Below are 16,129 nucleotides of genomic sequence, written 5' to 3'. Positions count from 1 at the left end.
CAACATTTTCACCAGTGCTTTTTGTTATTTTTTATGCGAGTAAACAATTTTTTTAATCGTTTCCGTTGAAAGGTAATATTCGTCCGCTAGCCGTTCGATACGGCAGCCATTCCTAAAAGCAGCTCTGATGGCGGCATTTCGGCGGTCCAGCATCCGTCTTCCGCCGCTTAAACTACCCCAATGTTTATATTCTGTTGTCTGCTTGGGGATGTAAAGAGTTTCCCCTTGGACATATTTTTGGATCTCTACGATCAGCTTTTCGGGTAAAACTTTCGTTGCATTCGTATATTTCATTTTGCCCGCCCCTTATTTTAGTTTTCTAAAAAATAAGGTGCAAAGCCAAAATATTAGAAAAGCTTGTTCGGCGATGAACTAGTTGTTTCGCCCCATGCAAAGTATCGCCTTCCTAATAACAGGCTTTGCATGAGTGGACAAAGTAGCGGACAATCTTAAGAGATTCTCCAATGGTAAGCACCTCCCTTAATATTGTCATTATAGCAAAAATCCGTGCCGCAAATCATCTTATTATCTGAGGATAATGATAAAGGATTTGCTTTCCTCCGGCAGCAGCGTGTCTTGAAAAATGACGGTCTCGCTGCCGTTGTGATAGCCTTTTTCTACGCTTCCGTTAGCCGGCTTGCCGTTTACGAACGCCTGGGCGCTCGCGGCTTGTTCGCAGGGAAGCTCCACTAGCACGGTCACCGCCTGGGCGCCGAAGTTGGCCGCGATCGCTTCCGCAACGTTCCCCTCCTGGCGATAGGATAGGTTAAACACGCCGCTGCCGAGCCTGATGCCATCCCAGGCGAAGGAGCCGGCGGCGCGAAGAGGGCGAAAAGACAAGCGGCGCGCGGGAGCATCATAGGCCATCCCCAGAATTTGCGAGACGAACAAACCGGAAAATACCCCTGACGCCCAGCCGCATTTGCCGCAGTTGTGGTGCCGGACCACATCCCCGTACCGGGCGCCGTTAAGATAAGGCCACCACCAGAGCGAGCCATCGGCGTCGGTCAGCTTGCGGATTTGCGTAAAATAGCCGTCCTTCCCGGACATGGCGGCGAAGTCCGTAATCATGCCCAGGCCGCTCATATAACCGGGAAATGTGCAGGCGGCGTGATCGCCCCACTGAATGCCTCTGGATTCCGGATTATAGGTCGGATTGTGGGGGCTTAGCGAAAATTGCATATAATGCCGGTACGCCGGATCGTCATAGGCGGCATATCCGTACAGCGGCATGAGAATCGTATCCGATTCCTCTCCGTCATGATGGAACAAGTCGATGGAGCCGCCTTTCGTCAAATGGCCGATGAACTGCATGCCGAAATCCGCGTAATCCCCAGCGTATCTGCTCGCGTCGTCTTTTAATGCATTACTCCCGGAACTCGTTCCTTCCGTATACTGAAGGCCAAAAGGGCCCTCCACCGTATTGATCCGCTGCAAATCCTCCTTGATCCGCGCGGCGATAGTCTGGTATTGCTTGGCGGTTTCCGTATCCCCGAACACCTCGCCGACGATGCGGGCGTAATGGTAGAAAGCAGCCCAGGCCACGACGTTTGAGCCTGTATGATAATCGCCGAGCGAATAGGCGTCCGACAGCCAAACCGAGGGAAACAACCATGGGCCGTCTTGCTTGCGGGTCCGAAGCGTCTCCTTCAACAGCCTGCGAATGCTTAAATCGATATCCGGATGGTCCAGGAAAAACCGCTTATCCCCAGTAGTTCGGTAGTAAAGACCGGCCATGACTACGGAAGACAGGGAGTTGCTAAGCGAGTGGGAAACGCCGCCGGGATAGCGGTTGCCGGGCGGACGTACCCCGTGTTCCAGAAACCACAACATACCTTGCTTGAACAGCTTCGGTTCGGCTGTATGAAAGGGGAGGAAGGAATAGTACATATCTTTGTTCCAGGTGAACTCCATCGTCGGATACGTACCCCAGTTCGCTCCGATGACAGCGCCTCGGCGATCCATGGCGATCGAGCCAAAGCATTGCAGCAACGCCCGTTCATGGAATTCCGCCGCGAACGGGTCGTCTCTCAGCTCAAGCCGACCAAACATGCTGCGGAAATACGCCCAGGTCTCATTAAGCCAATAGAGCGTACCTTTCTCGCCGACAAGCCGGAGCGTCTCTTCCCCGGGAGGGCAAATCACCGTCGGAACCCAGATGCTTTGCCCTGGAGCAAGATGAAAGGAAACTGCTCCGCTAGCTGCGTTCCAATCATCCATTTCCAAAGGATGAATGCAGAGGTCCGGCCCGGTAAATAACCGGTCCTCTTCGGTATCCGGGCGCGGCAGTGTCACTTCGCCATCCACATCCTGCCCGGACCGGTTTTCCACATGCAGGCCGTAAACCGCTCCCCGTAAGCGCGCCGTACCGTCGGCGGAGATGGGGGCGTAGGTGAGCAGCGTTGCCTTTACGTCTCCGAGCCGGTATTCGGTAATGGGGAACAAATTATCGAGCAGCGAGGTGGCGTAAGGAAGATCGTCCCGGCCCAGGTCAACCCGCTGTTCACCCAGCTTCAACGCAAAAGCGTATGGTCCCGTTTGGCGGAAGTCTTTGCACATCCATACACCCGGAATATTATCGCTGGCGTATTGTCCGTTATAAACGGTAACGTATTTGATCGAACCGTTCATGTTCACGTTGACGAGTGTTTTGTTATTGGAAATGTCGAAAGTCAGTTCAGGGTCGGGCAGCTTGCGCCCAAAAAAACTCAACTCGTCATTTGCGGCAAACTGCCCGTTCTCGTAGACGACGCCAAAGTAACGGCTTTTGGGCTGCGCCAAAGCTTCGCTGATGGATTGAAACGATTGCGGCATGATCTGCATTCTCCTTTGCACTTCCAAAATTAGCGTTCTGCAGCGCTTCCTTCATTATTTAAGAAGGGGAGAGCTTAGGATATAGGAGAATTTTTTGAAAATGGGATTTTTTATAGCGCTTTCATCGTGACCTCCTTCTCCTTAACGCTGTTGTCGGTGCATAAAGCCATGATACAATTTGGTTTAAGAACCAAGTCAAGAGAAAGAGGTGGATCCCATGCTCGACCAAAACGGGATTAACGGTAATCTCGTAAGAACGGACTTGAACAGCACCCGCGCCAAAACGCTGGGCGATTATTTGAAATCGCGCCGGGCCCGGCTGCAGCCGGAACAGGCGGGCTTGCCAAGATCGCACGGCAAGCGCCGGACACCGGGCTTGCGGCGTGAAGAGGTCGCGATTTTGGCGGGCGTTAGCGCAACCTATTACACGTGGCTGGAGCAGGGAAGGGAAGTTGCCGTATCCCGGGATGTGATCGAAAGCATCGGCAAGGCGCTTCAGCTGAACCGGGACGAGCATCTGCATTTGCTTGAGCTGTGGAATGCCAACGAGCCTGAAGCGGTGACGACGATTACGACGGAAGTAAAACCGCAGTGGAGAGAGATCGTAGGCGCGATGGCTTTCCCTTGCTTTATCAGCAATGATCGGGCCGAACTGCTGGTCTGGAACCGTGCGGTCGATGAACGCCTAGCGGACTTTTTGGCGCGGCCGCAGGGACAGCGGAATATGATGACCCTGCTGTTCACCGATCCGGAGATGCGGAAGAGCCTGATCAACTGGGAAGAAATGGCGGTGCATTCGGTTGCCATTTTCCGCACCTCCTATGACAAATACGCGCATGACCCGTGGTTCGCGCAGTTCGTAGCCGAGCTATCTAGGGAAAGCGCTGAATTTGCGGCCCTTTGGCAGCTGCATCATGTGGAAGTGAAAAAAGTAATCCGGGCTTTTTACCGTGGATCTAACGAAAATCAAGTTTTTGCTTACGATATCAATTCGCTATCGTTTATGACGGATCATCCTGATCTGCACCTTTGCATTTATACCCCGGTGTCAGCCTGTTAATGCCATTACCAGTAAAAGCGTACTGTGGCTGCGCTTTGAACCGCGTTTTAGAATAAGATCATGTTTTAACGATCCATTTTTAAAGTTGCGGAAAAGAGGGGATTAAGCTGGGAAATACGATAACACAAAGGAAACTCGGAAGCCTTGGGCTTGAAGTGTCGGCCCTTGGCCTGGGCACGATGATGATGCCGGACAACGAAGAGTCGGTTCGTACCATACACGGCGCGCTTGATCTTGGCGTTACGATGTTCGATACGGCGGATATTTACGGCGAGGAATTTATGAAGGGAAAGTTCGGCGGCAATGAGCGGCTGGTTGGCCGCGCCTTGAAAGGACGCCGGGACAAGGCCGTAATTGCGACCAAATTTGGCATTGTATCGCCGGATCTGAAAGCACACGGACACCCCGCCTATGTAAAAAAATCGGTAGACGCGAGCCTGCTGGGACTTGGCGTCGATTATATCGACCTGTATTACCAGCACCGCATTGATCCGAATACGCCGATTGAGGAGACGGTGGGCGCTATGGCGGAGCTGGTTCAGGCCGGCAAGGTACGCTATATCGGTTTGTCGGAAGCGACGGCCGACCAGATTCGCCGCGCGCATGCGGTGCATCCGCTTACTGCGGTGGAAACGGAATATTCGCTTTGGAGCCGCGAAGTGGAGGATGAGGTGCTGCCCGTTTTGCGTGAACTCGGCATCGGTTTTGTTCCGTACAGTCCGCTTGGCCGCGGGTTCCTGACCGGACAAATCCGCTCCTTCGACGATCTGCCCGAGGATGATTATCGCCGCTATTACCCGAGATTTCAGGGCGAAAACTTCAATAAAAACCTGGAGGTCGTGGCTCTCATCGAAAAGTTTGCCGCAAGCAAAGGCTGTACGGCGTCTCAACTGGCGCTCGCCTGGCTGCTTGCGCAGGGAGAGCAGATCGTGCCGATTCCCGGTACGAAGCGGCTGGACCGAGTTCGGGAAAATCTCGGTGCCCTGGAGGTAACCCTTAGCGCAGAGGAACTGGCGGAAATCGAACGCATTTCGCCGAAAGGGGCTGCGGCGGGAGCGCGTTACCCGTCATTTTTGCAATCTTGATAAATGCGAGACAGCCGCTTCGCAAGTCTGCTTTAGATTTGCGAAGCGGCTGTCATTCCTTTATTTGGCGCCATGTTCGATCAGCAGTTGTTTGATTTTAAGTCCGTCCGGATTTTCTTCGTCGACATCTTGCAGAATCGTAAGCTCTTCGCCAAAATCCCAATACGTCACGTTAGCTTCGGCCCCTTGCTCAATCAGATAGCCTGCCATCTCATAATCCGACTGGCTTACGGCCCGGGATAACAGGGGAATTCCCAAGCCATCCGTCTCATTGGCATCAAAGCCGTAATCTCCTTCCAGCAGCAGCTTGGTTAGCGGCAGGTTTCCAAATGACACCGCATAATGGAGGATCGATATCCCGCCTTCGTCGCCCGGCCGCAGGGACAAATCGGCTCCGTGCCCGATCAGATAGGCCGCGATATCCGTCCGGCCATGCTCCACGGCAACGAAAATGGACGGATATTCCAGTTGGCCGAATCCCGCATTCACGTCGGCGCGATCCTGCTCTACCAACCTAGTTACCTCTTCTAGGGTCAATTTGTCGAGCTCGGTGTACAATTTTGCCGTAGCGCGTTCTTCACTGGTTGCATAGGGCTCCAATCTCTCTACATTTCGTTGATCCCGGTTGACATAAGCGACCGTGTAGGCGGTTTTGCCGGCTTTCGATTTGGCATTTACATTCACCTTCTCCTCCAGCAAATAATCCACAGCTTGGTCATACTTTGCCGCTTCCTGACTATCAGATGCAAACGGTTTGTTTCCAACGGCCAACATCAAGGCCGTTTCTCCTTGTTCGTCCGGCGTATTCAAGTTCACCCCGCAGGCCTTAAGCTTCTTCAAAGCTTCCACGCTTGCGTTCATTGCCGCACCGGATATCCCGTATTCCGTTCGAGTGCCGTCCTCGGCCTTTAGTATGACTGTTGGCCCCTCGTCATCCAACACGATATCGGTATCGGCCGTCCCTCCGCCTTGCGGATAAAAAGACTCGCATTTTTCTTGAGCAGCGATTGGTTCTTTAGTTTCGGCAGGCTTTTTAGTATCGGAAGACGCGGCATTGAAATTTGTCTTCAGCGCGGCATCTTCGTCCGCCTGAGCTTTATTCCCGGGCACATCCGCCCGGCCGCACGCCCCCAGCAGCATGCCGGCGATCAGCAATACGCCACCTATTCCCAGTAACTGTTTCATGGTAGTCTCACTCCAGCATTCTATTTTTCTACCTATACCATGTCGGCATTTTTGGCTTCATTTTATATAGAGGCTAGGAAAAAAGTTCGGTATAGTGAATAAGACAGAGTTGCTCGGAGGGAAAGCAGAGGGATTTAAAGTGTATACGATCCTCAAAAATACATTTTCTGGGCACACCAATATTCTAACGGTTGCCATGGAGCTTATTTCGCTGAAAACCGATAATTTTTGCTTGGATTCAGGCAAATAACGGCGCTCGCAACCGTTAGAATTTAGAAAAGGTCTTTTTTCGGCAAATAACCGCTGCTGCAGCCGTTAGATTTCCGGCGGGCGGACAGTATCGATTCGAAAGCCAACGCTTGTAAAGAAACCTTGAGCAAAAGTTAATGCAACGCTAGTGCTTTTTCTGTGGATTCGAGCCTTTTTCAGCCCAATAAGCGCGTCTACAACCGTTAAAACTTGAACCCCTGCCTTTTCGGCCAAATAGCGGCGATTACAACCGTTAGCGCAAAACTGCTCTAATTCCGCAATCCATAAGAAATGTCACCTGCGCATTTCATGTATAATAAGCAGATAGCGGGGGCACAAAAACTCCTCGTGTTATTGACACCTACGGATAGTGAAGAGGAGGAGTTATGAAGCAGTATAATACACGCGCCATTATGGCGTCCCTGCTTATCTGCGGTTTTATCGGCATGTTCAGCGAGACGGCGCTCAACATCGCCATCAGCAATCTGATGGAAGTGTTCCAAATTTCGGCGGCGACGGCGCAGTGGTTGACGACGGGCTTTCTGCTGACTTTAGGTATTCTCATGCCGCTGTCCGGTTTGCTGCTGCAATGGTTCACGACGCGGCAGCTGTTCGTCGGCTCGGTGACGAGCTCGATCATCGGCACCTTGATCGCCGCGCTTGCATTCAATTTCGAGATGCTGATGGCCGCGCGCGTCCTGCAGGCGATCGGCATGGGCCTTTTGATTCCGCTGATGTTCAATACGATTCTGGTCGTTTATCCGCCGGAAAAACGCGGCGCGGCGATGGGCTTCGTCGGTCTCGTGATCATGTTTGCGCCGGCGACCGGGCCGACCGTGGCGGGGCTTTTGATTGAATATTTGACTTGGCATTTCATCTTCTGGCTGTCGTTGCCGTTCCTGGTGCTCGGCTTGCTCGTTGGTCTGAAGTACCTGGAAAACGTCACCGAAGTGACGAAACCGCGCATCGACCTGCTATCCGTCATCCTGTCAACGCTTGGCTTTGGAGGCGTCGTGTTTGGCTTCAGCAAGGCGGGGGAAGGAGACGCGGGATGGACAAGTCCGGTCGTCATCGCATCGGTCGCCGTTGGTCTCGCTGCCCTTGTGCTGTTCGTGCTGCGTCAGTTGCTCATGCGCGAGCCGATGATGAATTTGCGCGTGTTTAAGTACCCAATGTTTATCGTCGGGCTGCTGCTGGTGCTCACCTGTATGATGATCATCTTGTCCAGCATGATTGTTTTGCCGATGTACTTGCAGCAGGGCATGAAGCTGTCGCCATTTGCCGCCGGCCTAATGCTGCTGCCGGGCAGCGCGCTGAACGGCTTCCTGTCGCCGCGGATGGGCAAGCTGTTCGACAAGTACGGTCCGAAGTGGCTCGTCCTGCCCGGACTTGCCGTTGTGGCGGCCGCGTTATGGTTTTTCTCCGGCGTTACTCCGGTAACATCGGTGTTCTTCATCGTTGCGCTGCATATTTGCCTGATGATCGGCATCTCGATGGTGTTCATGCCGGCGCAGACGAATGGCCTCAACCAGCTGCCGCCGGAGCTGTACCCGCACGGCACCGCGGTGATGAACACGCTGCAGCAGGTGGCGGGCGCGGTCGGCACCGCCGTTGCGATCAGCATCCTGACGCACGGCATGGAGCGTTATCTCGGCGCGTCCGCGGCCCCGACCGAAGTCACCGAGGTGGCGAAAGCGATGACATTCGGCTCGCACGGCGTGTTCCAATTCGCCATGATCGTGACGCTGATCGGGTTGGTGATGGCGCTGTTTATCCGCCGCGTTATCGTGTCGCACGGGGCGGTCCATCCGTCGAATTAAGCGATAAATAAAAAAACGCTGCTGACAAATGGATGTCAGCAGCGTTTTTATTTTGATTAAATCGCATCCAAGGCGGCATCGACTTTTGTTTCCACCGACGAATCCACAAATTGCATGCTTATAACGTATCCGGTGTCCGCTGGTTTTAAAAAGAGAGTGATTTTTGTGCTTCCCAGATTCCACTCGCTCATGAGGTAACCTCCGTTGGCCAGAGGTATTGGCTGATTGTTCTTATCGGCAGCAGCGATATTGGTTTCCGGTTCCCCATATTTGTCAACTACACTAGCGACCATACCTTCGTAAAAACTGAGTAACTCGTCTTCGTTATAGCTGGGAATTTGCGGGTTATACATCCATTTGGCCAGTTTGTTTTTATAAAACACGTACATTTCATCTGTGTAATCGGGTGCTTCCTGGTACCATAGGATATAAATATCGCCCTCTTGCCCTTCCTCGATCAGCTGCTTATGGCTGAAGACCGCCTTCATTTGCTCCGGGGTCGCTCCCCATGGCGGAGTAGCGACGGTTTCCGCCGGCTTTTCCCCGATCCAGGCGATTCCTTGAGAGGCGTCCAGTCCGATCGATTTTCCGGTTAACTGCTTGATGGCCGATAAAGGGATATACGTAGTTCCTTTCAACGTCTTGACCACGGCGGGCAGAGTAACATCGGCCCCGTTGATTTGAGCTTTTTTGCTTCCCGTCTTGACGGTGATAGAAGAGCCGTCTGCATTTTTGGCCGTAATAGCCTTCGCCTTGCTATCGACGGTCGTGTTATAACCTAGATCGGTAAGCACCGGTTTCAACGGAATGAGGGTGACATTTTTTTCTACAACCGTCGGGAATTTGGCCGACGAAACTTTGCCGTCCACATAAAGCATGTAAGAAGCAGGTGCGGCGGCTGAAGTTGGGGCTGTGAAAGCGAAAAGACCGATAAATGCAGCGAGGAACCCCGTAAGCGTTAAGTAAACTATTTTTTTCATGACATCTCCTTTATGTAATTGGTTTCAAAATCATAGGACTATTCTCTTAAATATAACATAGGCGGCTTTAATAGGGGAGGAAGAATTTCCCTAATAGCCAAGGAGGCGTCATGTGCAAAAAAGAAATTTTTTTTACATGCGATAAATGGTGCAATCATTTTTACATAAGTTTTACGCTGGGATGACAAGCGATTAATCTCCTTTTGTTATGTTAAACCTGTTTGGAGTGTGGGTACATATCCAACAAAATCGAAGGAGATGATCAACTACGTGTCTAGAAAGCTATTATCCATGTTGTTATGTACAGCGCTGACGTTTGGTTTATGGGCAGGATTCGGAGCCTTGCCCGTAGCCGAAGCGGCCGCGCAAGACGAGCCAGACGAACCCTTGATTCTGCTGCAGCGAAACAGCGAGTGGAAATATTTTGATCAGGGTCAAGATTTAATGTCCGTATGGAGAGCCACGTACGATGATTCCTCTTGGGAATCGGGGTTTGCTCCTTTTGGATACAAGGATAACGGCAGCGGTATTGAAACCTCTACCTTTGGACCGCCCAATACGGAGGTTACCTATGGTCCGGATAAAAGTCTCAAGCATCGCACCACATATTTCCGTACGCATCTGCAAGTCAATAAGGATGAGATCGACGGGTACGGTCAACTGCTCGGCACATTCGCCATAGACGATGGGGCCGTTGTTTATGTGAACGGACATGAGGTGGTTCGTTTCGGTATGCCGGCAGGCGAGATCACGTATTCTACCAAAGCCACCTCAAGCCAAGATCTTCCCGTATTGTATGAAGATGTGGATTTGACCACACCGCTGAAGTCCTATTTGAAGGACGGCGACAACGAAATTGCGGTCGAGGTTCATCAACAAAGCGACAGCAGTTCGGACCTCTATTTCGATATGGAGCTGAAAGCGTTAGTTCAAGCTCCGGTGCTTGAAATCAGCAAGGTGACCGTAACTTTCTACGGTGATGCTACAAGTGCGAAAGGATTTACATGGTATACGCCGCTCGATTCCTCCCAGAGCGATGTGCAGGTGGTGGAAAATCGCGGGGGAGCGCCGGATTTCAGTCAGGCCCAAACATTTAGCGGACGTACTTCCGTCTCTTCCAATTCCCCGGGAGAGCATGTTCATAAAGCGGAGGCGACAGGTTTAGCGGCGGATACCTCCTACTATTTCAGAGTCGGCGATGCCAGCTTGAACCTCTGGAGCGAAACGGGCAGCTTTCGGACAGCGCCGGAGGACGGAGCTTTTACATTCATTGATTTGACGGACACGCAAGCCAAAGACGAAAGCGAGGCCATGCTGTCCGCAGCCACCTTGTCCAAGGCGCTTGCCACCATCCCTGACGCTAAATTTGTCGTTCATAACGGGGACGTGGTGGAGCATGGCACAGCGGAGCAGGAATGGAACTGGCTGTTGGGCCATTCGCAGCCTAGTCTTTTGAATACAACGATTGTGCCGGCCGCAGGCAATCATGAGGACGACAATTATGCCTTCTACGAGCATTTCAATGTAAAACAGCCGGACAACGCAACGACGATTACCGGCGCGTATTACTCATACGATTACAGCAATGCGCATTTCCTCGTGCTCAACTCCAATGAGAATTCGGCGGAATACGCCGACTTCTCCGAAGCGCAAGTAGCCTGGATGAAACAGGATGTAGAGCAAGCGAAGGCGGCGGGAGCGGAATGGATCATCGTCAATATCCATAAAGGTCCGTATACGACTTCAAATCACGCAACCGACAGCGACATCATCGGCGCGAACGGGGTAAGAAACAAAATCGCTCCGCTGATGAACGAGCTTGGGATTGATCTGGTGTTGCAGGGCCATGACCACATCTATGCCCGGGCGAAGCCGATCAAACAAGACGGAACCGCAGAAGATGCTATTAAAATTACCGAGACGCTGAATGGCCAGAGTATCGAATATGCGGTCAAACCGGATGGAACGATCTACCTGATTCCCGCTACCGCAGGCGCCAAGGTGTATTTCAAGAACACGAAGCCGGCGCTGGGTGAGGCGTATTTCAATTTGTTCGAGCGCGCGGAAGAGAACCATGCCCGCAAGTACGGAGATACCACCAGCTTAGCCAGAGGCCAGGTTCAGAACTTTGTTGGCATTTCAGTTGACGGCGGCAAGCTGACGGCCGTGACGTACGAAATCGATCAGCATCAAAACAACGCACAGCCGTTCATTGTGGATCAGTTTGGGATTATGAAGGAGACGAAGCCGAATCCTGTTCCGGAAAAAGTGAGCAAAGTGACGGTTACGTTCCACGGCGATGCCACAACCTCCAAGGGCTTCACCTGGTATACTTCCCAGCGGGTAACCGGCAGCGATCTTCAGGTTGTGGAGAAGTCCGCCGCCGCCCCTGATTTTACGAAGGCGATCTCGTTCCAAGGGCGCTCCGCATCTTCCACAAATTCGCCGGCAGAACTTGTGCATAAAGCGGAGGCAGCAGGACTCAAGCCAGGTACCTCCTATTATTTCCGGGTAGGCGATGCGGCGCTTGGCGTTTGGAGCGAAACGGGAACCTTCCGGACCGCACCGGAGAAGGGCGCGTTCGCGTTTATCGATCTGGCCGACACGCAGGCGAAGGATGAGGAGGAAGCAGTTCTTTCCTCCGAGACGCTGGCCAAAGCTTTGGCTGCCGTGCCGGAAGCGCAATTTGTCGTGCACAATGGCGATATTGTCGATACAGGCGTCAAGGAAGAACAGTGGAATTGGCTGCTTGGACACTCGCAGGAAAGCTTGCTTCATACGACGCTAGCGCCTTCCGCGGGCAATCACGAGGATGAGAACTACGCGTTTATTGAGCACTTTAATTTGCAGGTTCCGGAAAACTCGGCAACCGAGACCGGCGCGTATTATTCATACGATTACAGCAAAACGCATTTCGTTATTTTGAATTCCAACGAGAATTCGGATACGTATGATAATTTCTCGGTAGAGCAAGTAGAGTGGCTCAAACAAGATGTTCAGCAAGCCAAAAAGGCCGGAGCTCAGTGGATAATCGTGAATATTCACAAAGGTCCGTACACCACTTCGAATCATGCAACGGATTCCGATATTATGGGCGCGAATGGTGTGCGCAACAAAATTGCCCCGATCATGGCGGAACTGGATATCGATCTTGTTTTGCAGGGTCATGATCATATTTATGCGCGTACTAAACCGATCAAAGCGGATGGTAAAGCAACAGGGCCTGTCAAAATTACGGAAATGCTGAATGGGGAGAAGCTGGAATACTCGGTAAACCCGGACGGTACGATCTATTTGATCCCGGCTACCGCAGGTCCCAAGGTTTATTATAAAAACCCAAGCCCCGATCTTGGGGATGCGTATTACAGCTTGTTCGAACGTGCGGAAGAAAATCATGCGGCCAAATACGGCCCCGATCCGAAAGATAACCGGCGTCCGAAACGCAGTCAGGTGCAAAATTTCGTCGGCATTTCGATTGACGGCGGCAAGCTGACAGCCGTTACGTATGAAATTGATCAGAACCTGAATGGAGCGCAGCCATTTATTATTGATCAATTCGGCATCGTGAAGAAGGATGCCACAACGCCAAACCCTGGTTCGGGGAATTCGGGTTCGGGAAATTCCGGTTCAGGAAAAGGGAATAACCCGGTTTCGAGTCCCGGCTCGGGAAGCGGATCAGGAGCGGGCTTGGAGAAAGATGCGGATTCAGGGAATGGGACAAATCCGGATAGTGGGGCAGATGCAGGAGCGAAGCCCGGAAGCAATCCGGGTACCGGATCGGGCATTGAGTATCCACCGGTGCTTAAGGATATTCAAGAGCATTGGGCAAAAACGGCCATTGATCAGGCCGTGGCGGCAGGCTTCGTGAACGGCTACGGCGACGAAACCTTCCGGCCGAATCAACAAGTTACGCGTGCGGAATTCGTTACCTTGCTGGGACGCGCATTCGAACTGAACGCGGACGGCACGCAGCTTTCATTTACGGATGCAAGCAAAATTCCTTCATGGGCGAAGGATGCAGTAGCTGAGGCCGTGAAGGCAGGCATTATCAGCGGCTACAAGGACGGCTCTTTCGGTCCGCATAAGCCGCTCAACCGGGCGGAGCTGACAGCGATGATTGTCCGCGCCGGCGGGATCCGTCCCGCTTCGCAAGCCAAGCTTGCCTTTAGCGATGCGAAGGATATACCGGCCTGGGCTGCGCCGTATGTGGCGGCCGCCGTTGATGCCGGACTTGTGGACGGAGTCGGCAACAATCGCTTTGCTCCTAAGCAAGTTGCCACCCGGGCGGAAGCCGTAACGCTCGTTGTAAAGCTTCTGGAATATGTGAAGTAGGCAACACCCGGAATGGATAATTGAGTGTTAAAAAGGTTCATGGCGTTGCGGAAACGTCATGAACCTTTTTTCAATTGAAAGCTACTGTTTATATGACAAGATAACGATCTCATTGTTCAGCTTATTTGACAGGAACATGCGTACGGATGCACAAATCATCGCCAGAACAAGCAGGGTGCTGCCGGTAAACCATACAATTGTTTCGCCACTGGGAATGAAACCAAGTTTCTTAATTAAAGCAGCAGGAAGCGTAGCGGCAAAAATAAACAAAACGGAACTGACCGAAAGATATGTTCGAATCCGCTCTGGGGATTTAGACAGCATGGAGATGAAGGTCAATGTACTAGTAACGAGATATGTAAAAAGAAGGTATGTTGCCGCAAACCAAACGAAAGACACACCCTGGAACAAATGGAGCAGCACGGTCTCGTTGCTGGCAATAGCATAACCTATTATAAGGGTGTCAAACAAAAGGATGGGGAAGATGTTTAAACTATAGGAGGAACGACTGTATATGCCGGTAAGCCGGCGAACATCCACTTGGTTAGCCAGGTAATATTCACAGCGCCCCGAGCTTTTTTCGGATATTACAATTAGACTGATGGTGAGCATATTTAAAAAGAAGTAGATGGAGACATTCAAAATTAAAAAAATATAAATCACGATAAATTCCAGCGGGCCGGAATTCGTTTTCAGAATTTGCAGCATAGAATTAAAAGGTACAACCAACATGATGATGAGCATGGCCCAATAGGAAGGACTTTTAAGAACATCTCTGATATTGAGTTTATTTATCGGGTGAATGCCGATCATTTGATCTCCTCCAAAACAGCAAAAAATCTGTTCTCCAGATCTCCATTAAACTCCTGATTATTGATAGTTTCCACAACCGTACCACCGTTCAAGATTGTAATCCAGTCGCTGATCTTTTGAACCTCGGCCAGATCGTGCGAGGTAAGGATGACCGTTCGGCCCTCTTCCTTCAGTTGGCTCAACACGCTGCGCATCACCCGTCTGGATTCGGGATCAACGCCGGAGGTCAACTCATCCAGCAGCAAAATCGGTGTATTTCTAAGCAATGTAATCAGCAAGGAGAGCTTTCTTTTCATACCCTTTGAGTAGGTAGCAACCTTATTGTCGAGCGCTGAGTCCAACTGCAACAAGGAGGAGTAACGTTCCACCGCCGAAGAAGTTTGTCCAAGATCTAGCGAAAAGTAGGTGCCAAAATCGCGAATGTTCTCTCGTCCGGTTTTGGCTTCGAATAAATAATCGTTCTCCAGCAGCGCCGCAATTTGATGCTCATCATTAGCATAACGGATTGTACCTTCATCCAAGGTTAACAACCCGCTCATCAGGCGAAGCAACGTAGTTTTGCCTGCTCCGTTTGGACCAATGATTGAGTATATACTGTTGCAGGGAACAGCCAAAGATACGTTATTAATGATCCTTCTGTGATTCAAAGTTTTGCCTACTCCGGATACGAGAACAGCGTATTTTTCAATAGCCGAGGCATTTTGTGGGTACACCATTTGCATTCCGCTCCCAATTCCTTTGATTTGATAATCCCCCATAACAGACAATTACCACAAAAGAATTTGCTGGTGCAATGAATATGTTCATTAGAAGTGCTCTTTGGACATTCAGTAGTTTGAAAGCAATAAATAATAATTCAACTTTCGCGGCAAAAAATCGGCAGTCAAGCCTTGATGTAGCTGGGTAAAGAAGCAATCCATTCCATTGCCGTGTCTTGGTGTCTTGATTTCTAGATGTCCCTGCCTGCTGCTTGCCTTTGCACGATTATACCTTTCGTTCAGGGAGCTGGGGGTGGGGGGAGCTAGAGCAAGGGTTCCCAAAAAAGAGAGAAGAAAAAGAGAGGAGGAAAAAATGAGGCGGTTCAGGTGAGATTTTTGGCTTGAAAAAGGAACGTACGTTTGGTATAATAAAGTAAATAGAACGTATGTTCGTAAATTCTTGATTCGGGGGCGAATGAACATGGAGGTCAATACGGGAACGGAACTTCAACCATTCACCAGCCGTTTTAACAGCGAGCAGTCCTGCATGGAGGCGCTGATCGCGATGAAGTGGCCGAACGGCTTTGTCTGCCCGCGCTGCGCTCACACCCGGTGCAGCCGTCTGACTTCCAGGCATATCCCCTTGTTCGAATGCGGAAAGTGCAAGCATCAAACGTCGGCTTTGGTCGGTACGATTTTTGAAGGAACACATCTGCCCCTGCTCAAGTGGTTCGAGGCCCTGGATTTGTTCCTGCTTGAGGGCGGCATCTCGGCGATGCGGCTGAGCCAGGTGACCCGGGTCACCTACAAAACCGCCTGGCTGATGCTGCACAAAATACGCCATGCCGTCGGGGAGTTCGATGCCCGGGAACTGCTGAGCGGAGACGTGAAGGTGAACAGCGATCTGTATGGGCGTGACCCGTCCCGGTGTCAGCTTTCGCATCCGTATGCCTCGGCGGTCGTAGCGGGCTGCACGGTCACGGAGTCGGGCGAGCCGGAGCAGGTCAAAATCCGCCTGGTGCCGCATAAAAGAGGAGACGGACAAAGGGCAAACCGTCACGAACTCGCTGCGTTCATCAACGGGCATGTAGAT

At 51.6% G+C, this 16,129-nt stretch carries 11 protein-coding genes; 5 read left to right on the top strand and 6 right to left on the bottom strand.

Translation table 11 applies throughout. The annotated features are described in order from the left end of the window. Nucleotides 1–24 precede the first annotated feature (24 nt). Both ACLD72_RS21420 and ACLD72_RS21415 read right to left on the bottom strand, forming a co-directional pair. Entirely contained in the window at nucleotides 25–294 is a 270-nt protein-coding gene (locus ACLD72_RS21420; protein ID WP_411003582.1) for a CD3324 family protein, read from the bottom strand. 231 nt (nucleotides 295–525) lie between these two features. Continuing rightward, nucleotides 526–2,814, bottom strand: coding sequence for a hypothetical protein (locus tag ACLD72_RS21415; RefSeq protein WP_458476146.1), 2,289 nt, complete (start codon nucleotides 2,812–2,814; stop codon nucleotides 526–528). Between the two features lie 217 nt (nucleotides 2,815–3,031). Between ACLD72_RS21415 and ACLD72_RS21410 the strand changes: the two genes are divergently transcribed. Then, complete coding sequence (locus tag ACLD72_RS21410) at nucleotides 3,032–3,874, top strand: helix-turn-helix transcriptional regulator (RefSeq protein ID WP_411003585.1); 843 nt, start codon at nucleotides 3,032–3,034, stop codon at nucleotides 3,872–3,874. Nucleotides 3,875–3,993: 119 nt separating this feature from the next. Further along, entirely contained in the window at nucleotides 3,994–4,959 is a 966-nt protein-coding gene (locus tag ACLD72_RS21405; protein ID WP_411003595.1) for an aldo/keto reductase, read from the top strand. Nucleotides 4,960–5,019: 60 nt separating this feature from the next. Here the strand turns inward: ACLD72_RS21405 and ACLD72_RS21400 are convergent, their stop codons facing one another. Next, nucleotides 5,020–6,144 carry an ankyrin repeat domain-containing protein gene (locus tag ACLD72_RS21400; RefSeq protein ID WP_411003586.1) on the bottom strand — a complete coding sequence of 375 codons (1,125 nt, stop codon included), beginning with the start codon at nucleotides 6,142–6,144 and terminating at the stop codon, nucleotides 5,020–5,022. Nucleotides 6,145–6,779: 635 nt separating this feature from the next. Here ACLD72_RS21400 and ACLD72_RS21395 point away from each other — a divergent pair. After that, nucleotides 6,780–8,213, top strand: coding sequence for a DHA2 family efflux MFS transporter permease subunit (locus ACLD72_RS21395; RefSeq protein WP_411003588.1), 1,434 nt, complete (start codon nucleotides 6,780–6,782; stop codon nucleotides 8,211–8,213). Between the two features lie 56 nt (nucleotides 8,214–8,269). Here ACLD72_RS21395 and ACLD72_RS21390 read toward each other — a convergent pair whose 3' ends face one another. Continuing rightward, the gene (locus ACLD72_RS21390; RefSeq protein WP_411003589.1) at nucleotides 8,270–9,193 is read right to left on the bottom strand and encodes a copper amine oxidase N-terminal domain-containing protein; all 924 of its coding nucleotides are present in this window, start codon (nucleotides 9,191–9,193) and stop codon (nucleotides 8,270–8,272) included. A gap of 270 nt (nucleotides 9,194–9,463) precedes the next feature. Here ACLD72_RS21390 and ACLD72_RS21385 point away from each other — a divergent pair, with 270 nt between their 5' ends. Further along, the gene (locus tag ACLD72_RS21385; RefSeq protein ID WP_411003590.1) at nucleotides 9,464–13,525 is read left to right on the top strand and encodes an S-layer homology domain-containing protein; all 4,062 of its coding nucleotides are present in this window, start codon (nucleotides 9,464–9,466) and stop codon (nucleotides 13,523–13,525) included. Nucleotides 13,526–13,606: 81 nt separating this feature from the next. Here ACLD72_RS21385 and ACLD72_RS21380 read toward each other — a convergent pair whose 3' ends face one another. Next, complete coding sequence (locus tag ACLD72_RS21380) at nucleotides 13,607–14,338, bottom strand: hypothetical protein (protein WP_411003591.1); 732 nt, start codon at nucleotides 14,336–14,338, stop codon at nucleotides 13,607–13,609. Further along, nucleotides 14,335–15,054 carry an ABC transporter ATP-binding protein gene (locus tag ACLD72_RS21375; protein ID WP_411003592.1) on the bottom strand — a complete coding sequence of 240 codons (720 nt, stop codon included), beginning with the start codon at nucleotides 15,052–15,054 and terminating at the stop codon, nucleotides 14,335–14,337. The genes ACLD72_RS21380 and ACLD72_RS21375 overlap by 4 nt, the downstream gene beginning before the upstream one ends. Nucleotides 15,055–15,517: 463 nt before the next feature. On the opposite strand from ACLD72_RS21375, the gene ACLD72_RS21370 reads away from it, so the two are divergent. Beyond that, nucleotides 15,518–16,129: transposase (locus tag ACLD72_RS21370; RefSeq protein WP_458476145.1), on the top strand; the 612-nt coding region annotated here is incomplete at its 3' end.

Source organism: Paenibacillus lacisediminis (assembly GCF_046567315.2).
This window is presented reverse-complemented; position numbering and strand designations above follow the sequence as displayed.